Origin of the sequence: Winogradskya humida, assembly GCF_016862215.1 — a bacterium.
GTDB lineage: Bacteria > Actinomycetota > Actinomycetes > Mycobacteriales > Micromonosporaceae > Actinoplanes > Actinoplanes humidus.
The window spans coordinates 44,520-63,087 of the sequence record NZ_BOMN01000054.1 but is presented as its reverse complement, the minus strand read 5'-3'; the positions used below and the strand labels follow the sequence as shown (position 1 = coordinate 63,087).

Annotated in this window: 17 protein-coding genes; 6 read left to right on the top strand and 11 right to left on the bottom strand. The window is 71.3% G+C overall.

The features are described 5' to 3' along the window. Positions 1-16: 16 nt before the first annotated feature. Both Ahu01nite_RS21250 and Ahu01nite_RS21245 read right to left on the bottom strand, forming a co-directional pair. The gene (locus Ahu01nite_RS21250; protein WP_203838320.1) at positions 17-955 is read right to left on the bottom strand and encodes an alpha-E domain-containing protein; all 939 of its coding nucleotides are present in this window, start codon (positions 953-955) and stop codon (positions 17-19) included. Continuing rightward, positions 949-2,523, bottom strand: coding sequence for a circularly permuted type 2 ATP-grasp protein (locus tag Ahu01nite_RS21245; RefSeq protein ID WP_203838319.1), 1,575 nt, complete (start codon positions 2,521-2,523; stop codon positions 949-951). The genes Ahu01nite_RS21250 and Ahu01nite_RS21245 overlap by 7 nt, the downstream gene beginning before the upstream one ends. 467 nt (positions 2,524-2,990) lie before the next feature. Between Ahu01nite_RS21245 and Ahu01nite_RS21240 the strand changes: the two genes are divergently transcribed. Further along, on the top strand, positions 2,991-3,749 hold the full coding sequence (locus Ahu01nite_RS21240) for a DedA family protein (RefSeq protein WP_203838318.1): 759 nt from the start codon (positions 2,991-2,993) through the stop codon (positions 3,747-3,749). Here the strand turns inward: Ahu01nite_RS21240 and Ahu01nite_RS21235 are convergent. Continuing rightward, on the bottom strand, positions 3,743-5,143 hold the full coding sequence (locus Ahu01nite_RS21235; protein WP_203838317.1) for an NAD(P)H-quinone dehydrogenase: 1,401 nt from the start codon (positions 5,141-5,143) through the stop codon (positions 3,743-3,745). The genes Ahu01nite_RS21240 and Ahu01nite_RS21235 overlap by 7 nt on opposite strands. Before the next feature lie 120 nt (positions 5,144-5,263). On the opposite strand from Ahu01nite_RS21235, the gene Ahu01nite_RS21230 reads away from it, so the two are divergent. Continuing rightward, entirely contained in the window at positions 5,264-5,725 is a 462-nt protein-coding gene (locus tag Ahu01nite_RS21230; protein WP_203838316.1) for a gamma-glutamylcyclotransferase, read from the top strand. Here Ahu01nite_RS21230 and Ahu01nite_RS21225 read toward each other — a convergent pair. Next, positions 5,722-6,927, bottom strand: a complete 1,206-nt coding sequence (locus tag Ahu01nite_RS21225; protein ID WP_239159026.1) for an RNA polymerase sigma factor — start codon at positions 6,925-6,927, stop codon at positions 5,722-5,724. The genes Ahu01nite_RS21230 and Ahu01nite_RS21225 overlap by 4 nt on opposite strands. Positions 6,928-6,983: 56 nt before the next feature. Beyond that, the gene (locus Ahu01nite_RS21220) at positions 6,984-7,355 is read right to left on the bottom strand and encodes a YciI family protein (RefSeq protein WP_203838315.1); all 372 of its coding nucleotides are present in this window, start codon (positions 7,353-7,355) and stop codon (positions 6,984-6,986) included. Between the two features lie 103 nt (positions 7,356-7,458). Here Ahu01nite_RS21220 and Ahu01nite_RS21215 point away from each other — a divergent pair, with 103 nt between their 5' ends. Next, positions 7,459-7,887 (top strand): YybH family protein, encoded by a 429-nt coding sequence (locus tag Ahu01nite_RS21215; protein ID WP_203838314.1) that lies wholly within the window; start codon positions 7,459-7,461, stop codon positions 7,885-7,887. Here Ahu01nite_RS21215 and Ahu01nite_RS21210 read toward each other — a convergent pair. The 4 genes from Ahu01nite_RS21210 to Ahu01nite_RS21195 are packed head-to-tail and all read right to left on the bottom strand — an operon-like array spanning position 7,877 to position 11,136. Continuing rightward, positions 7,877-8,827, bottom strand: coding sequence for a GNAT family N-acetyltransferase (locus tag Ahu01nite_RS21210; protein ID WP_239159025.1), 951 nt, complete (start codon positions 8,825-8,827; stop codon positions 7,877-7,879). The genes Ahu01nite_RS21215 and Ahu01nite_RS21210 overlap by 11 nt on opposite strands. Positions 8,828-8,842: 15 nt before the next feature. After that, entirely contained in the window at positions 8,843-9,580 is a 738-nt protein-coding gene (locus Ahu01nite_RS21205) for an SCO6745 family protein (RefSeq protein WP_203838313.1), read from the bottom strand. 43 nt (positions 9,581-9,623) lie between these two features. Continuing rightward, the gene (locus tag Ahu01nite_RS21200) at positions 9,624-10,493 is read right to left on the bottom strand and encodes a hypothetical protein (RefSeq protein ID WP_203838312.1); all 870 of its coding nucleotides are present in this window, start codon (positions 10,491-10,493) and stop codon (positions 9,624-9,626) included. Positions 10,494-10,503: 10 nt separating this feature from the next. Beyond that, positions 10,504-11,136, bottom strand: a complete 633-nt coding sequence (locus Ahu01nite_RS21195) for an MBL fold metallo-hydrolase (protein WP_203838311.1) — start codon at positions 11,134-11,136, stop codon at positions 10,504-10,506. A 110-nt stretch (positions 11,137-11,246) separates the two neighbouring features. Here Ahu01nite_RS21195 and Ahu01nite_RS21190 point away from each other — a divergent pair, with 110 nt between their 5' ends. Continuing rightward, a complete protein-coding gene (locus tag Ahu01nite_RS21190; protein ID WP_203838310.1) occupies positions 11,247-12,167 on the top strand; it encodes a DUF4349 domain-containing protein in 921 nt (306 codons plus the stop codon). Here Ahu01nite_RS21190 and Ahu01nite_RS21185 read toward each other — a convergent pair. Beyond that, complete coding sequence (locus Ahu01nite_RS21185; RefSeq protein WP_203838309.1) at positions 12,147-13,406, bottom strand: amidohydrolase; 1,260 nt, start codon at positions 13,404-13,406, stop codon at positions 12,147-12,149. The genes Ahu01nite_RS21190 and Ahu01nite_RS21185 overlap by 21 nt on opposite strands. Positions 13,407-13,669: 263 nt before the next feature. Between Ahu01nite_RS21185 and Ahu01nite_RS21180 the strand changes: the two genes are divergently transcribed. Together Ahu01nite_RS21180 and Ahu01nite_RS21175 are read left to right on the top strand one after the other, a co-directional pair. Then, positions 13,670-15,643 (top strand): serine/threonine-protein kinase, encoded by a 1,974-nt coding sequence (locus Ahu01nite_RS21180; protein ID WP_203838308.1) that lies wholly within the window; start codon positions 13,670-13,672, stop codon positions 15,641-15,643. Positions 15,644-15,670: 27 nt separating this feature from the next. Continuing rightward, positions 15,671-17,329: a phospho-sugar mutase gene (locus tag Ahu01nite_RS21175; RefSeq protein WP_203838307.1), complete on the top strand. Its 1,659-nt coding sequence runs from the start codon at positions 15,671-15,673 to the stop codon at positions 17,327-17,329. A gap of 541 nt (positions 17,330-17,870) precedes the next feature. Here the strand turns inward: Ahu01nite_RS21175 and Ahu01nite_RS21170 are convergent. Then, a complete protein-coding gene (locus tag Ahu01nite_RS21170) occupies positions 17,871-18,557 on the bottom strand; it encodes a GOLPH3/VPS74 family protein (RefSeq protein WP_203838306.1) in 687 nt (228 codons plus the stop codon). Positions 18,558-18,568 lie beyond the last annotated feature (11 nt).

The following is an 18,568-nucleotide window of genomic DNA, read 5'->3' as shown; positions in this document are numbered from 1 at the left end:
CGCCAACTATCAACACTCACGAGACGGCCCCCTTGACCCAGTTCACTGCCGTCGTCTGGCGAAAATACCGGCGGGAAACGGCGTCGTTGACCTGGGAGCAGGTGTGTTCCAGGCTGGACAGTACGGCCGAGAGGTCGTCGATCAGCTCGTCGGCGCCCCGGAATTCCAGGTTGGTGCGGGCGCGGCCGACGATGCGCTGCGCGTCCGTGGCCACCCCGGCGCGGCCCGGATCGGGCTCGAGGTCGGTCAGGCAGGACTCCGCGGTGGAGAGCGCGGCGAAGACCGAGCGTGGAAAGAGCCGGTCGAGCAGCAGAAACTCGGCGGCGTGCCGATCGTCCAGCGATCCCCGATAGGTACGCAGGAACGTCTCCCACGCACCGCTAGAACGCAGCAACGTCAGCCACGACGGGATGCTCCCGCCGGCCCGCTCGTGGGTGCGCAGCAGCCGCCCGGTCATGTCGACCCGCTCGATGCTGCGCCCGAGCACCAGGAACAGCCAGCCCTCGTCCCGGCTCATCGTGGCGTCGGTCAGGCCCGCCATCACCGCGCAGCGCTCCCGCACCCAGCGGAAGAACGCGTGCACCCCCTGCTGCTCCACCCGGCGCCGGGCGCTGGGCAGCCCGTGCCAGGTCGAGTTGAGGCACTCCCACATCTCCGACGACACCGTCTCGCGGGCACCGCGGGCGTTCTCCCGGGCGGCGGCCAGCGCCCCGACCACCGAGCTGGGGCTGCGCTCGTCCAGCCCGAGCAGGCCGATCACCTGGGCCGAGGTGAACTGCTCGTCCTCCATCGGCATGCCCATCACGCCGAGCAGCGACCGGCAGGCCTGGTCCTCGTCGGTCCACGGGTCGGCGAGGATGCGCTGCAGGTGCACGTCGAGGATGCGTGCGGTGTCCTCGGCGCGCTCGACGTACCGCCCGATCCAGTAGAGCGACTCGGCGATCCGGCTCAGCATCGCGGGCCTTCCTGTTGCTGCTGCTGTTGCTGGGACTCGCCGACACCCGCGGCCGGGCCGGGGACCGGGCTGGCCGCCGGGGGCAGCGGGGCCGCGTCGGCGGGCAGGTGCGGCACCTCGAACGGCGTGGTGTCGTCGGGATCGGCGAGCACCCAGGTGTCCTTCGAGCCGCCGCCCTGGCTGGAGTTGACCACGAGGGCGCCCTCGGGCAGCGCCACCCGGGTCAGCCCGCCCGGCAGCACCCAGATCTTCTCGCCGTCGTTGACCGCGAACGGACGCAGGTCGACGTGCCGCCCGCGCAGCCGGTTGCCGATCAGCGTCGGCACCATCGAGAGCTTCACCTCCCGCTGGGCGATCCAGCCCCGCGGGTCGGCGACGATCGTCTCCTTGACCACGGCGAGCTCTTCGTCGGTGGCCTGGGAACCGATGACGATGCCCGCGCCGCCGGCCCCGTCGACCGGCTTGATCACCAGCTCGTCGAGCCGGGGCAGCACGTGCTCGAGCACCCCGGGCTCGTCCAGCCGGTACGTGTCGACGTTCGGGAGCAGCGGCTCCTCGTTGAGGTAATAACGGATCAGATCCGGAACGTACGTGTAGAGCAGCTTGTCGTCCGCCACACCGTTACCGACGGCGTTGGCGATGGTGACCCGCCCGGCCCGTGCGGCGTTCAGCAGCCCGGCGACCCCGATGACCGAGTCGGCGCGGAAGTGCACGGGGTCGAGGAAGTCGTCGTCGATGCGCCGGTAGATGACGTCCACCCGCTGCTCGCCGGCGGTGGTGCGCATGGCCACGTCGTTGCCGACGCAGACCAGGTCCCGGCCCTCGACCAGCTCGACGCCCATCTCCCGGGCGAGCAGCGCGTGCTCGAAATACGCCGAGTTGAAGACGCCGGGGCTGAGCACCACCACGGTCGGATCACTGACACCCACGGGGGCGGCGGCGCGCAGGGCCCGCAACAACATCCCCGGGTACGACTCGACGGGCAGGATCCGGGTCGCCGCGAACACCTCGGGCAGCACCTGGGCCATGGCCCGGCGGTTCTCCATCACGTAGCTGACCCCGGACGGGATCCGTACGTTGTCCTCGAGCACCCGGAAGGTGCCCTGCTCGTCGCGGATCAGGTCGACGCCGGCCACATGGATGCGCACGCCGTTGGGCGGGTTGATGCCCGCCGCCGCCCTCAGGAAGTGCGCGCTGGTGGCGATGATCCGCCGTGGCACCACGCCGTCGGCGAGCACCTGCCCGGGGCCGTACACATCGGCCAGGAACGCCTCGAGCGCCCGGATCCGCTGCGCGACACCGAGCTCGACCGAGCGCCACTCCGCCGCGGCGATGATCCGGGGCACGATGTCGAGCGGGAACGGGCGCTCCACCCCCTTGAGGGCGAACGTGATGCCCTGGTCGAGGAAGGCACGGGCCAGCACCTCGGCCCGTACGCCCAGCTCACCGCTGGAAAGCGGCTGCAGCGTGGCATGCAGCGCCTCGTAGGTCTCCCGGGGCATGCCGGGCTCCGCGAACATCTCGTCCCAGCCGGGGCCGAGGCGGTATTCCTCAAAAAGATCCGCCATGGCCTGACCCTAAGGGCGGGTCATTGCGCACGGGTAACAAGAGTCACAGGCAGGAACTACGGCTGGTCTAGGTTCTGTTTCGTAGGCGGAATCTGGGCCCGCCGCAGCCCGGCCTCACCTACGAAACAGAACCTATGGGCGGGCCGCCGGTACGGGACCTACCGACGGCCCGGGCGCAGCACATCCGGCGAACCGGACGGGCGCCGCTGACCCGGCACACCAGGAACGGGGGACCCGGTGTTTCGGGACTGCTATCAAGGTACGCGTGTGACGACCGGACGAGTAGCTCACCATCGGGGCCCGGAACGGCCGGAAGGACAGATACCGGACGCGCGTCTTCGGCAGCGGGATCGCCGTCCAGCCCGTACCGTGTCGGGCATCACCGTCAGCGGAACCCCACCAGGGCGCATGCTGAACTCAGCGCTTTCACAGCTGCGCTGACAGACAATCCCGAGGTGGCCGAGCTCATGACCGAACTGTTGACCGTCCTGTCAACACCGGCGTGGGCCTACCTTGCCATCTACGGGTTCCTGGCCGTCGACGCGCTGGTACCGGTCGTGCCGATCCAGGCCATCATGATCACCTCTGGCGCGCTCACCGTCTACGGCAACCTGAGCCTGCCGCTGGTCATCCTCATCGGCGCGTTGGGCATGTTCACCGGCGACTCCATCGCGTTCGTGCTCGGGCGCTCCGCCGGGGGCCACTGGGTGAGCGGGCGGCTGACCGCGCTGCGCCGGCGCTTCATGCACAAGTCCGCCGACGAGGCCAGGCCCAAGCAGCAGTCCAAGACCAAGCGCGCCGCCGAGCGCTTCACCCGCGGCCTGCGCAAACCCGGCCCGCTGGTGCTGCTGCTCTGCCGCTTCGTCCCGGGCGGCCGGATGGCCGCCGGCTATCACGCCGGGCGCACCGGATACCCGGTCAAACTCTTCGTGCTCTACGACGGCAGCGCGGCGCTCGCCTGGGCCATGTACGGCGGGCTGGTCGGCCACGTCGGCGGCACCGCCATCACTCAGTCCGCCTGGCGGCTGTTCGCCATCGCCGCCACCGCCGCGGTCATCTTCGGCACGGCCGGATGGATCCTCGCCCTCTTCGGCGGGCGCAAGAACGCCGAGGAAGAGATCGCCCCGGACGCCGACGATGCCGCAGCCGAGGACGAGGTCGTGCCCAACGCCCCCGCGGGCTCCCCCTCCACACCGGAGGAGCCCGCCCGCCGGGCCGCTTACTGAACTTCGTGCTGCATGAGCTGGCGGGCTGCTTCGGCGATCGAGCCTGAGAGCGACGGGTAGATCGTGATGGTGTGGGCGAGCTGGTCCACCGTGAGGTTGTTCTCGATGGCCATCGTGATCGGCAGGATCAGCTCGCTGGCCTTGGGAGCGACGACGACGCCGCCGACGATCTGGCCGGTGGCGGGGCGGCAGAAGAGCTTGACGAAGCCGTCGCGCAGGCCGGACATCTTGGCGCGGGCGTTGCCGGTCAGCGGGAGCATCACCTGCCGGGCGGGGATCTTGCCCTGGTCGACGTCGTTCTGCGAGACGCCGACCGTGGCGAGCTCCGGGTCGGTGAAGACGTTGGCGGACACCGTGCGCAGGCGCAGCGGGGCGACGGCCTCGCCCATGGCGTGCCAGACGGCGATGCGGCCCTGCATGGCGGCGACGCTGGCCAGGGGCAGCACGCCGGTGCAGTCGCCGGCCGCGTAGACGCCCGGGACATTGGTGCGTGAGACCCGGTCGACCGTGATGTAGCCGCCCTGGGCGACATCGACGCCGTACTCGCGCAGGCCCAGGCCCGCGGTGTTGGGGACCGCACCGACAGCCATCAGGGCGTGGGAGCCGGTGACGACCCGGCCGTCCGCGAGGGTCACCACGACCTCGGAACCCGTGTTGACGACGGACTCGGCGCGGGACTGGTTGAGGATCGTCATGCCACGCTCGCGGAAGACGCGCTCGATGGCCATGGCGGCGTCGGCGTCCTCGTGCGGCATGACGCGCTCGCGGCTCGAGACCAGGGTCACGGCGACGCCCATCGCGAGGTAGGCGCTGGCGAACTCGGCGCCGGTGACGCCCGAGCCGATGACGATGAGGTGTTCGGGCAGCTCGGTGAGGTCGTAGACCTGGCGCCAGTCGAGGATGCGCTCGCCGTCGGGGACGGCGGTCTGGAGCACGCGCGGGGTGGCCCCGGTGGCCAGGAGGACGGTGTCGGCGTCGATCTCGTACATCTCGCCGCCGTGCGGGGTGATCAGCACGCGGTGGGTGTGGCCGAGGGTGTCCTCGCCGAGCAGCGCGTGCCCGTGCACGACGTCCACGCCCGACTTGACGAGCTTGGCCTGGATGTCGGCGGACTGCGCGAGCGCGAGGCTCTTCACCCGCTCGTTGACCGCCTTGGCGTCGATCGAGACGCCGTCGAGCCCGGCGGAGCGGATGCCGAAGCGCTCGTTGTGCCGGTAGCCGGTGACCACCTCCGAGCTGGCGATGAACGTCTTCGAGGGCACGCAGTCGAAGAGCACGCAGGCACCGCCGGCTCCGTCGGCCTCGACGAGGGTCACGTCCGCGTCGAGTTGCGCGGCGACCAGGGCCGCCTCGTACCCGCCCGGCCCACCGCCGATGATCACGATCCGGCTCACGACTTCCAACCTCCGTCAGGACGAGCGACATTGTCACGTTTCGTAGCGATGCGGCGGAACTGTGCCGACACGCTCGTCTCCTATTCTCCCTCACTGCCGGACGGGGCTATGGTCATCGCCGTGGGTCATTACGCGGCGTACGGCTCGAACCTGGATCCCGCCCGAATGCGGGCATATTGTCCGCATTCCCCGATGGTGGGGGTGGGCTGGGTCGAGGGTTGGCGCCTGACCTTCGCCGGCGAGGGCGACATGGGCTGGGAGGGCGCGGTCACCACGATCGTCGAGTCCCCCGGCGACCGGGTCTTCGTCTCGCTCTACGACGTGCACCCGTGGGACGCGTCCCAGCTCGACGAGGTCGAGGGCGTGGCGGCGGGTGCCTACCAGAAGGTCACCGTGCGGGTCTCCACGCTGGAGGGCGACCTCAGCGCGTGGGTCTACGTCTTCCACGGCTACGAGGGCGGCATGCCCACGGCGTGGTATCTCTCCGAGATCGCCAACGCCGCCGAGAAGGCCGGTGCGCCGGACGACTACGTCCACGATCTGCGCCAGCGCCCCACGCGTACCCAAGCTCCCGAGGTTTAGAGCTTGCTCTCCAAGTAGCGCTTCTCCGCGGCACTGAGCGTGCCCCGGGCCGCGGCCGCGTAGTGCTCCCGGGCCGCGGGCAGGTCGCCGGCCAGTTCCAGCAGGTGGGCGCGCACCGCGTCGATCCGGTGATGCCCGGTGAGCGCGGCTTCGTCCAGTGCGGCCAGACCCGCTCGCGGGCCCCGCGTCATGGCCAGGGCGACGATCCGGTTCAGGGTGACCATCGGGCCCGGTTCCAGCAGTGTCAGCAGGTCGTAGAGGCGCAGGATCTGCGGCCAGTCGGTGTCCGCCGCGGTCGCGGCCTCGTCGTGCACGGCCGCGATCGCCGCCTGCACCTGGTAGGGGCCGATCGGCGCGGATGCCAGCGTCGTGGTGATCAGGTCGATGCCGTCGGCGATCAGCGACGCGTCCCAGGCCGTGCGGTCCTGCTCGGCCAGCGGCACCAGGCCACCGTCCGCACGGGTCCGGGCCGGGCGCCGGGCATCGGTGAGCAGCATCAACGCGAGCAGACCCGCGACCTCGCCGTCGAGAAGATCGCCGGGTAGCCGGGCGTGCAGCTGCCGGGTCAGCCGGATCGCCTCCGTGGACAGCTCGATCCGGTGCAGCGACGGGCCTGAGCTGGCCGTGTAACCCTCGTTGAAGATCAGGTACAGCACGCGGAGCACGGCGGCGAGCCGGGTGGAGCGCTCCGCGGGCTCCGGCATCACGAACCGGGCGCCGGCCTCGCGGATCCTCTGCTTGGCCCGGCTGATCCGCTGGCCGATGGTCGCGTCCGGGACCAGCAGGGCCCGGGCGATCTCCGCGGTGCTCAGCCCGCCGACCGCGCGCAGGGTCAGTGCCACCTGCGACGACGTGGTCAGCGCCGGGTGACAGCAGAGGAACAGCAGCGTCAGCGAGTCATCGGTCTCGGGAACGGGGCCGGCCACGAAACCCGCCGCGGCCTCCTCACGCTGCCGCCGGGCCGTCTCGCTGCGCAGGATCTCGATCCGGCGACGGGCGGCCACGGTGATCAACCAGGCCTTGGGATCGTCGGGTACGCCCTCAGCCGGCCACTGCCGCGCCGCTGCCAGCAACGCCTCCTGCACCGCGTCCTCGCACCGGTCGAAGTCGCCGTAGCGGCGCACCACCGCGCCCAGGACCTGCGGCGTGGCGGCACGCAGCAGGTCCTCCAGCCCGGGGCCGCCCATCCCAGGGCCGCCCATCCCAGGGCCGCCCATCCCAGGGCCGCCCATCCCAGGGAGGCCCATCCCAGGGAGGCTCAGATCTCCCACCCGCTCATGTCCAGCACCGGGCGCACCTCCACGCCGATGGTCGCGGCGTCGGGCACCTTCGCGGCCCACTCGAACGCCTCCTGCGCCGAGTCGACGTCGATCAGGTAGAAGCCGGCGAGATGCTCCTTGGCCTCGGCGAACGGGCCGTCCGACACGACCGCCTGCCCGTCGCGCACGAACACCCGGCTGGCCCGGGCGGGATCGGCGAGGCCTTCACTGCTGACGCGTACGCCGGCAGCCTCCATCTCTTCGCTGAGCTTGCGATGCCCGCGGCCGAAGTCGATGCGCTGCTGTTCGCTCAGCGTCTCCCAGACCGCGAGTGACTTTTCGTTCGACTGGATGAGAATGAGGTACTTCATCCCCGGCTCCTCTGCTCGTCAAGAAATCTTCTCCCGGAACGTCGAAGCGGGTACGGCGGCTTCGACGTCCCCGCGAGAGAAACTTCCACGACAGGAGCACGCCATGGACGAGCAAGCGATCCGCGAGGTCATCGAGGGCCACGCCGCCGCGCTGGGCACCGGGCAGGTCAAGGACATCCTGCGGTACTACGCGGACGATGCGGTGCAGTTCACGCTCGCCCCGCCGCTGCGTCAGCCGGCGAGCGCGCAGGACCCCGAGCCGTTGGAGCACTGGCTGGCGACGTTCGAGCAGCCGCCCACGCTCGAGGTGACCGCGCTGGAGATCACGGCGGGGCCGGAGGTGGCGTTCGCGAGCAGCCTCCACTGCATGCGTGCCGTTCCGAAGGGCCAGACCGAGGCGTTCGAGCTCTGGCACCGGGTCACCCACGGCCTGCGCAAGATCGAGGGAACCTGGCTGATCACCCACGAGCACCAGTCCGTGCCGTTCGAGATGGACGGGTCGTTCCGGGCCTCGCTCGATCTCAAGCCGTGACGATCTCGCGCTCGTAGATGTCGGCCTCGTATTTCGGGTGCATGCCGACGGCCAGGTAGAGGCGCGCGGCCGAGGTGGGGTTGGCCATGTCGACCCCCAGGCCCACTTCGGTCCGTCCCTTGCCGGCGTAGGTCGCGAAGGCGCGGCGCAGGAGCGCCTCACCCACCCCCCTTTTCCTGTACGCCCGGAGCACGGCGAGCGCCCGCACCCAGCCCTGTCCGTCCGCGATCGAGTTGTCCGATGACTGCAGCACCCCGGCCCATTCGCCGTCCACGAACGCGACGAACCACTCGTCGTACGACACGCTCGACTCCCCGGCGATCCGCGCCTGCCAGGTCTCGTAGTCACTGGCGTGGTGATCGGTGTCCTCGAACGCGTCCGCGATCGTGGCCTGGAAGCGCCGCAGCTCGGCTTCGTCGTCCGGGTCGATCGCCCGGATGGTGATGCCGGCCGGCGGCTCGGGGGCGGTGTGCGGATGCCCGGTGAGCGGCATTGTCATCCGTGCGTGTTGCTTGAGGAACGTGAAACCGGCCTCGGTCAACGCCTCGATCCACGGCTTCTCCGTCGGGATCGCACCCGCCCGCAGCTTGTAGTTCCTGTGCCCGAACTCGGCGCCACGCTCGGCGGCCCGGGCCAGCAGCAGCTCCAGCAGCGGCCGGATCGTCCCCTCACCACGCCCGGGCCACACGAACACCTCGACGAAGTCGTGGTCCCCGCGGTTGGTGTTGTGCGGGAACGCCCAGCCGACGATCGCGCCGTCCGCGTCGAGGGCCACCCAGCTGTCCCGGGTCATGTCGGTATTGGGCCCGGTCAGCGCGTCACGCACCTCGTCGGGGGTGAAGTCGGGCTCGCCCACCGCGGCGATGTCGCACGCGTGCACCATGGCGAGGAGCTCGGCGGAGTCGTCGAGCGTAGGTCGGCGGATGTTCCCTATCGTCACTTCGCCCAGGGTGCCCTATCGCGCCAGCCGGTGCGACAGACTTTGCAGCAGGCCGATCAGCTCGATGCGCTCAGCGCGGTCCAGAGCGGCGTAGGCCTGCCCGGCCAGCGAGTCGGCGACCGACTCGGCCCACATGAGACGCCGCATGATCGGGCCGGCCTGCGGATAGGGCGGCTGCCAGCCGAACGCGACCGCGCCGGTCTCGCCCTCGGGCCCGGCGATGATGGCCTCCAGCGGGGTGAGGCCGCTGGCCCGCACCGCCACCACGTGGATGCCGAGCCGGTGCTCGTGCAGCAGATGCAGCATGAAGGCCGTCTGCGCCCCCGGCTCGTTCTCCGGCACCGGCATCGCCCGCCACGCCGCGAACAGCGGCAGTGCCGCCGCGTCCACCGCGGACACCACCCGTTTCGAGAGCTCCAGCAGGCGCGACAGCCGGGGGAAGCCACCCAGCTGCTCGACGCCCCAGCGGCACATCTCGCGCAGATGCCAGCTGGCGACCTCGACCGGTGGGGTGATCTTGGCAGCGCCCTCCCAGCCGTCGGTCACGGCCTCGGACGCGATGAAGCCGATGGCCGCCGCCACCGTCTCGGGGCGCACGTCGCCGAGCGCACCGGCCCGCGCGGAGACGTGATAGGCCCACCCGGACAGGCCCAGCACCCGTGCACGGCGCAGCGTCTGCGGAGACTCCGCGAACGCCCCGACGAGCGATGCGAGTCCCGGCCGGGCATTGGCGGCTGCCTGTTCGGGTGTCACCGCCCGATTCTGCTCTCCCTGACCGGTTCAGGAAAACCGACGACTAGCCCGGTTCCTCGGCGTCCAGGTCCTCGATGGCCGCCTCCACGTCGCCGACCTGTCGCCGAGCCGCCGATGCGTCGCGCTCGGCGGAGCGTCGTGCCAGCTTGCGCCGTGACAACTCAGCCTGCGCGTCGCCGCGCTGTCGTTCCAGCTCGGCGATCCGTTCCTCAAGTTCATCAATGGAGTGGCCTGCGTCACGTTCTGCGGTTTCGGCCTTTTCCAGCACGGATTGCGTCCTGTCCCGCGCGCGCTGGGCAACGCTCAGATCCCGTTGCAGCTCCCTGCGCTTCGCCGCACGCTCTCGCTCCTCTTTTTTCTCGTTCTTCCCGGGCTCGTTCTTTTCCGGCTCGTTCCCAAGCGTCGTCACCAGGCGCAGACGGGGGCGCGGAACCTCGCCGAAGCCCGCGTAGGTCGCCGCCTTGACCAACCGGCCGCTGCGGACCTGCTCGGCGATCTCCGGCTCGGCCATCGCGGCGGTCAGCGTCGCCTCGACCTCGGCCATCGGCAACTTCACCCTGCGCAGCGCCGGGTCGTCCTCGATCGCCAGCTTCTGCGCAGCGGCGACCAGCGCGGACACCACCTGCCGGCGCTGCGTGGACAACTCGCGCAGCTGCTCGCCCTGCAACCCCCGCTGGGCCTGGCGCAGCGCCTCCGCGAGCTCGACCAGGTCGGCGATGAGCTCCGGGCGGCGCAATGCGAGCAGGTTGACCAGCCACGCCGCGACCGTCGGCTTGCGCAGCGCGGCGAGCCGCTTGGCCAGGTCTTTGTCGCCGGTTTGCTTCGCCTCGGCCACGGCGGCGGCCCGGCCCGCGACGAAGCCGTCCGGCGGTTGTTCGTAGAGCCGCCGGATCAGCTCGTCGATGTCCTCCACGTCCCCCGCCTCAGGAAACGGTGGTGCCGGGGGCCAGCTGCGCGTACTTCGTGCCGCCGAACCGCTCCAGGTGGCCGTTGGAGATGCTCGCCCCGGTCTCGGTGAGCAGGGAGTCGTGCAGTGCGTACGCCCGCCCCGGCCGGACCGCCCGCACGAAGTCGATCGCCTCGCTGAGCTTCATCCACGGCGCGTTCAGCGGCACGAACAGCGTGTCCACGGACTCCTCCGGGACGGTGAACGAGTCGCCGGGCGTGTAGACCGAGTCGACGCCGTCCGAGATCAGGAAGCCCAGGTTCGCGATGCGGGGGAGCTCGGGGTGGATAACGGCGTGCTGGCCTCCGTACGCGCGAATCCTGAAGCCCGCGGCCTCGAACTCCTCGCCGGGCTCCACGGCCGTGACCACGTCGGCGAACGCCGTGAGTTTCGGCAGCACCTCGCAGTGGGCGTAGATCCTCAGTCCCGGCCGCCGGGCCAGCGCATCGGCGAGCGCATCCGGGTCCAGATGATCAAAATGCTCATGCGTGATCAGTACGGCGTCCGCGCCCGTGAGCGCCGACCGCTCGCTGAACGCCCCCGGATCGGCGACCAGAACGCCGTCGCCCTCGAGCCTCAGACATGCATGGGTGTACTTGGTAATCCGCACGTGTCGCCTCCGCTGCCAAATCGTGACCGCTACCGAACAGTCTGTCGGAACCGGGAGGCGCCCGCCGTACGTCCCAGCCGGGCAGACCGGAACGGGGAACGGGAGGATCCATGCGCACAGCACGATCCAGGACATACAGATGGTGGGCGGCCGCGGGGCTCGCCTCGGTGATAGCGCTGGCGGGTTGCGGCAGCGGCGACAGCAGCAACATGGCATCCGACTCGGCGGCCGCGCCGGCGGTTGGTCAGGCCGGCGCGGGGATCGCGGAGAAGCAGACGGAGCAGGACAGCACCGCCGAGGACAAGCAGAAGTCGCCCGATCTGGCGGTTGACCAGCGGGCGATCGTCTACACCGGGTCCATCACCGTGCGGGTCGACGACGTCAACTCCAAGGCCGCGCAGGTGACGGCCATCGCCACCGGGGCGGGCGGTTTCATCGGCGGCGACGACCGCAGCAGCAGCGGTGACAAGGGCTCGGCGCAGGCCACCCTGACGCTGCGGGTGCCCGCGGCGAAGTTCTCGAACGTCATCGACCAGCTCGCCGGGCTCGGCAAGGAGGAGCAGCGCGGGATCAGCACCGAGGACGTCACCGAGGAGACCGTGGATCTGGACGCCCGGATCCTCACCCAGACGGCCCGGGTGGACAGCGGGCGCAAGCTGCTCGCCCAGGCAAAGTCCCTCAGCGACCTGGTGATGCTCGAGCGCGAGGTCGCCACCCGCGAGGCGGATCTCGCGTCGTTGCAGGCCAAGAAGCGCCGGCTGGCCGATCTCACCGCTCTCTCCACGATCACGGCGGTGCTGCTCGACCCGAAGGCCGACGTGACACCCGTCGATGACGAGGACCCGGGCTTCCTCGACGGGCTGACCGCCGGGTGGCACGGCCTGCTCACCTCGCTGGGTGTGGCGCTGACGGTGCTCGGGTTCCTGCTGCCGTGGCTGCTCCTCATCGGCGTACCCGTCGGCTTCTGGCTCGTCCGCCGCAGGCGCCGCCGTAAGCCCGCGGCGGTGGCCCTAGAAAGCGCCGGTAGCTAGCGCGGCCAGCGCGGTGTGCACCATGACGCGGACGCCGTAGCCGATGCACCGCTCGTCCACGTCGAAGTTGGCCTGGTGCAGGTCGTAGCGGACCTCGGCGCCGGGCGTGCCTGTTCCCAACCGGATCATCGCGCCCGGCACGTGCTCCAGGTAGAACGCGAAGTCCTCGCCGCCCATGCTGATCTCGGCCTCGACCACCCGGTCGGCGCCGAGCGCGGCACCGGCGGCACCGGCGATGACGGCGGCGGCCATCCGGTCGTTGATCACGGGCGGGACGCCGCGGGTGTAGGTGACCTCCGCCTCGGCGCCGGTCGCCGCCACCACGTCGCGGATCAGCCGGGTGACCAGCTCGGGAGCCTCCCGCCAGGCCTCACGGTTGAGGATGCGGACGGTGCCGAGCGCCTCGCCCTCGCCGGGGATCGCGTTGAACGCCTTGCCCGCGTGCACGGCACCCCAGACCATGGAGACGCCGGCGCGCGGGTCGACCCGGCGGTCGAGCAGCGCGGGCACGTCCACGATCACCCGGCCGAGCGCGTGCACCAGGTCGGCGGTGAGATGCGGCCGGGCGGTGTGCCCACCGGGGCCGGTCAGGCGCACCCGGATCGTGTCGGCGGCGGCGGTGAACGGGCCGGAGCGGACCCCGACCAGCCCGGCGGGCAGCTGCGGGTAGCAGTGCAGGGCGTAGATCGCGGCGACGTCCTTGAGAGCCCCGGCGGCGATGACCCCGGGCGCGCCGGAGGGCACCGCCTCCTCGGCGGGCTGGAAGATCAGCCGGACCCGGCCGGGCAGCTCGCCGAGATCGTTCAGCTGGGCCAGCGCGAGACCGAGGCCGAGCAGGACGGTGGTGTGCACGTCGTGGCCGCAGGCGTGCGCGACCTTGGCGACCGTCGAGCGGTAGGGCACGTCCTTGGTGTCCTGCAGCGGCAGGGCGTCCAGGTCGGCGCGGAACGCGATCACCCGGTCGCCCTCGCCGATGTCACAGATCAGACCGTTGCCCTTGGGCAGCAGCTGCGGGGTCAGCCCGGCGACGGCGAGCTCGCGGGCGATCAGCGCGGCGGTCTCGAACTCCGAATACGACGGCTCCGGGTGCGAGTGGATGTGGCGGCGGATAGCCACCAACTCGGCGCCTCGCGCACCCAGCCAGCGGTCGAGCTGACCGGGCAGGGGTTCGGCGCCGGGTGGCGGGCCCGGGAACGTCGCCGTCTGGGCGCCCTCGGACGCCGTCGCTGCACTCGTCACGTTCGGTATCGCTCTCGTCCTTGAGTCCGGTGTCCGCAATCGCGAAAGCCTAGACCCCCGCCACCGGTTCCACCGGGATTAGAAATACACGCCCGGGTGATACGAGCCCCGGCGTCCGAAAAGTGCCACCGAAAGCGATGGTACGGCTACGTACCGTCGAGAGAACGAGAACACTCGGCGACCGACTTCCGGAAACCGGGTCGGACCGGGCAAGATAGCGGGGTTGGCCGACCGCCCCCTAGACCCCCTTCGGTGGCATCTCTGTGACTCAGATCCCGACGTGGAGCAGTGGCAACACCGCTTCGACCAGCGGACGCGCAGCCCCGGGCACGCTCATCGGTGGGCGTTACACGCTGCGCTCGGCCGTGGGTCACGGCGGTATGGGCACGGTGTGGCGCGCCGCCGACACGCTGCTTCGCCGCGACGTGGCCATCAAGGAGGTCATCCTCCCGCCCGGCCTGGCGCCCAGCGACCGTGACTCGATGTACGAGCGGACGATGCGCGAGGCCCGCGCCGCCGCCGCTCTGCAGCACCCGGCCGTCGTCCAGGTCTATGACGTCGTGCACGAGAACGGCCGTCCCTGGATCGTCATGGAGCTGCTCGAGGCGCGCAGCCTCGCCGACATGGTGATCGAGGACGGCCCGGTCGCCGCCCGCGCGGTCGCCAAGATCGGCATCGCGCTGCTGGGTGCGCTCGAGGTGGCCCACGCGCACGGCGTGCTGCACCGCGACGTCAAGCCCGCCAACGTGCTCATCTGCAACGACGGGCGCTGCGTGCTCACCGACTTCGGTGTCGCCCGGATGCCCACCGACGTGCAGCTCACCACGCCCGGCATGGTGCTCGGCTCGCCGCACTTCATCTCCCCCGAGCGGGCGATGGGCAGCGACTTCGGCCCGCCGAGCGACCTGTTCTCGCTCGGTGTGACGCTCTTCACCGCCATCGAGGGCCGGCCGCCGTTCGACAAGGGTGACCCGATCGAGACGATGCACGCCGTCGTCGAGGACCCGCCGACCCCCGCCGTGCGCGCCGGCTCGCTCACGCCGGTCCTGATGGGCCTGCTCGAGAAGGACCCCGCCCGTCGCTTCGACGTGACGACCGCCCGCACGATGCTGCGCCAGCAGCTCGCCGGGCCGCTGGCCAGCAAGGCCCCGCCGCACATGATGACGGACCCCTACTCGGTGGTCCCGTCGCAGCGCCCGCCGGCGGCCGAGACCCAGCAGATCCCGCCGCCCCAGCAGCCGAAGCCGTCCGGGCAGATCGGCGGCCGGGCCATGCTCGCCCCTGGCGAGTCGCTCTCCGGGCACCTGGCCAAGCTCAACAAGGACAACGCGCCGGGCCAGCAGCGGCGTGGTGCCGCGCCCGGCGCCGACCAGCCCACGGGTGCCTACCCGCCGCCTCCGCCCATGCCCGGCGGGGCCCGTGGTGGTGACCGCACCACCGTCATGCCGACCGCCGCCGGCGCCGGCCCGGGCAACGACACGACCAGCGTTATTCCGCCGCGCCGGCAATGGGACGGCAACCGCGCCGCCCGCGAGCCGATGAACTACGGCGGCGGCACGGTCACCATGAGCCCCGGCGCCAAGCGCAAGCAGATGATCGACAAGACGGTCACCACCGTCCGGCAGACCACCGACAAGGCGGTCACCACGGTCAAGGGCTGGCCGCGCAACACCCAGCTCGCCGCAGGCGGCGGTGCGGCGCTCGTGCTGATCCTCATCATGGTGCTGGTCTTCACGGGCGGCAACGGCGACGACAAGACCACGACGCCGGCCGCGCTGCCGCAGGCTTCGGAGCCCGCCGGCGCCAACTTCCCGACGGTCGCCTACAAGGGCCGCGGGACGAGCGTCTCGGTGCCCGAGGGCTGGACCAAGAAGAGCGGCGGCAGCTGGGTCGACTATGTCGACCCCGACTCCGACCGCAAGGTCCGGCTGCTGGTCGAGCCGGGCAAGGGCGAGGCGCAGGCCTTCCTGAAGATCGCCGAGAGCAATCTGAAGAAGAAGGGCTCCAGCTGCCCCAAGCCGTACAAGCAGGTCGGCCTCACCGACCAGGAGATCGACGGCAAGCAGGGCGCGGTCCTCGAATACACCTGCGACGGCACCCGGCACGGTCTCTGGGGCGCGCTGATCGAGGGCGGCAAGGCGTATTCGTTCTACATGACCAGCACCGAGGAGCAGTTCGCCGACAGCAAGCCGATCTTCGACGAGTTGGTCAAGAGCTTCACCCTCGACGGCCAGTAGGAGGTTGAGCCATGCTACGAACTGTGCATGGCAACAACTGACGAGCTTCGAGAGCTGGCCGAGACCTGGCTGGCGGACGACCCGGACCCGGCGGGCCGCGACGAGATCCGCGACCTGCTGGACCGGCTCCCGCAGACCGGGGATGAGCTGGCCGACCGGTTCGCCGGCCCGCTCACCTTCGGGACCGCCGGGCTGCGTGGCCGGTTGCGGGCCGGCCCCAACGGCATGAACCTGGCCGTGGTCACCCGCGCCGCCGCCGGGCTGGTCACCTGGCTCGCCGAGCAGGGCGGCACCGGCCCCCTGGTCATCGGCTACGACGCCCGGCACGGCTCGAAGGACTTCGCCGAACGCACCGCCCGGGTCGCCACCGCGGCCGGGCGCGAGGCCCTCGTGCTCCCCCGGCCGCTGCCGACCCCGGTCCTGGCCTACGCGGTCCGCAAACTCGACGCGGTCGCCGGCGTGATGGTCACCGCCAGCCACAACCCGCCCCAGGACAACGGCTACAAGGTCTACCTGGGTGCCCAGCTCGGCGGTCCGGCCGGCGCCGGCGCGCAGATCGTCCCGCCCGCCGACACCGGCATCGAGGCCGCCATCCGCGCGGTCGAGAAGGTCACCGCGGTCCCGCTGGGCGAGCCCGGCACGCTCCTCGACGACCAGATCATCCACGGGTACGCCCGGAGCGCCGCCGCCGTGGTCGCCGAAGGCCCGCGTGACCTGAGAGTCGCGTACACGCCCCTGCACGGCGTGGGCGGCCAGGTCCTCGCCGCAGCCTTCGCCGAAGCCGGTTTCGCCGCCCCGGCCATCGTCGCCGAGCAGGCCGAGCCGGACCCGGACTTCCCCACGGTCGCGTTCCCTAACCCGGAGGAGAGGGGCGCGATGGACCTGCTCCTCGCGCTCGCCGTCGAGACCGGAGCCGATCTCGCCATCGCCAACGACCCCGACGCCGACCGGTGCGCGGTGGCCATCCCGCTACGCCCCGACGGCGGCTGGCGGGCGCTGCGCGGCGACGAGCTCGGCGTGCTGCTCGCGGACCACCTGATCCGGCGCGGCACCCCCGGCACGTACGCCACCACGATCGTGTCGTCCAGCCAGCTCGGTGCGCTCTGCGAGGCCCGGGGCGTGCCCTACGCGGAGACGCTGACCGGCTTCAAGTGGATCGTCCGGGCCGCCGACGAACTGGCCTACGGCTACGAGGAGGCGCTCGGCTACTGCGTGGCCCCCGACATGGTCCGCGACAAGGACGGCATCACCGCCGCCCTCACCGTGGCGGAGCTCGCGGCCTCCCTGAAGGCGGAGGGCAAGACCATCCGCGACCGCCTCGACGAGCTGGACACCGAGTTCGGCGTCCACCGCACCGACCAGCTCTCCGTCCGCGTCGACGAACTCAGCGAAATCACCCGCATGATGACCCACGTACGAACAAACCCGCCGACCGAGCTCCTCGGCGTACCCATCACCGAGGTCGACGACCGCGCCCCCGACGCCGACGTCCTCACCCTGCGCACCGCACAGGCCCGCGTGGTCATCCGCCCCTCAGGCACCGAGCCCAAGCTCAAGGCCTACCTGGAGGTCGTCGAACCCCTCGGCACGGGCAAACTGATCAACGCCCAGTTCCGCTCCGGCACCTCCATGGCCACCCTCCGCCGCGAAATCAGCGACGCCCTCGGCCTGCCGTCCCCGCTCTGACCGTCTGCTCCGGGCGTCTGCTCCGGGCCGGCTGCTCCGGGCCGGCTGCTCCGGGCCGGCTGCTCCGGGCCGGCTGCTCCGGGCCGGCTTCACTTCTGGGCCGCGGCGCCGGTATGTCGTCCTCGTAGCCGATTTCACTCCGGTCCGGCTTCGCTTCCGGCCGGCTTCGCCTTTGAGCCGCTCGGGGCGGGGCCTCTCGGGGCGGGGCCTCTCAGGGCGGGGCCTCTCGGGGCCGGGCTCGCTTCCGGGCCAGCCGGGCCGCTAGGGGTGAGCTCCCAGGGCCTGCGGGCTGCTTGGGGTGAGCCTGCGGGCCAGTGGGCTGCTCGGGGTGAGCCCTGAGGGCCGGCAGGCCGCTCAGAGTGAGCCCGGCCGCTCGGACTGGGCCCTCCAGGCCAGCGGACCGCTCAGAGTGAGCCCCCGGGGCCAGCGGGCCACTTAGGGTGAGCTTGCCGGGCCAGCGGGCCACTTAGGGTGAGCTTGCCGGGCCAGCGGGCCACTCCGGGTGAGCTTCCGGGGCCCGGCCGGGCCGGGCGGAGTGTGGTCAGACGACGCGGGGGGCGCCCAGGGCGGCTCGGATGGCGTTGCCGAGGGTGGCGACGACCAGGGCGACGCTGGGGCGGACGATGGAGTTCTCGAGGTTGGCGTCGCCGGAGAAGCCGGCTCCGCTGGCGATCTTCTCGAGGCGTTCGTGGGCGCGGGCCGACTCTTCGGGGGGCAGGCGCAGGGCCGGCTCCATGCGGGTGGCGACCAGCAGGGTGCAGAGGGCGGCGGTGCGCTCGTCCGGGACGGCGTCGGTGATGAGGGCTTCGGCGAGGCGCTTGCGGATCTCGGCTTCGAAGGCCGGGTCGGTGGTCGGGTAGCGGTGCAGGTGGATGACGCCACCCATCTGGGTCTCGTCCTCGTCGCGGATGACGCCGCGGGTGATGAGGTCGTCGAGGACGTGCTGACGCAGGCGGTGGCGCAGGCGCTGGACCCACTGCGCGGGGGTGTGCGGGTCGTCCTCGGCGGCCTTCGCGAGGATCCGGTCGGCGATCGGGTCCCCGGTGGGCGTGGGGTCGTTGACGACCAGGTTTCCGGCGACGTACGCGATCCGCCCGGCCAGCGCGAGGTCGACCAGCACCGCCGCGGCCATGCCGAGGTCGAGCCCGATGCGGGAACCGGTCGCCTTGCCGGTCTGGTCGTCGTACGCGAGGAGGAGGAGCTCCTCAGCAAGGGCGATGGAGGTCATGAGGCAAACGA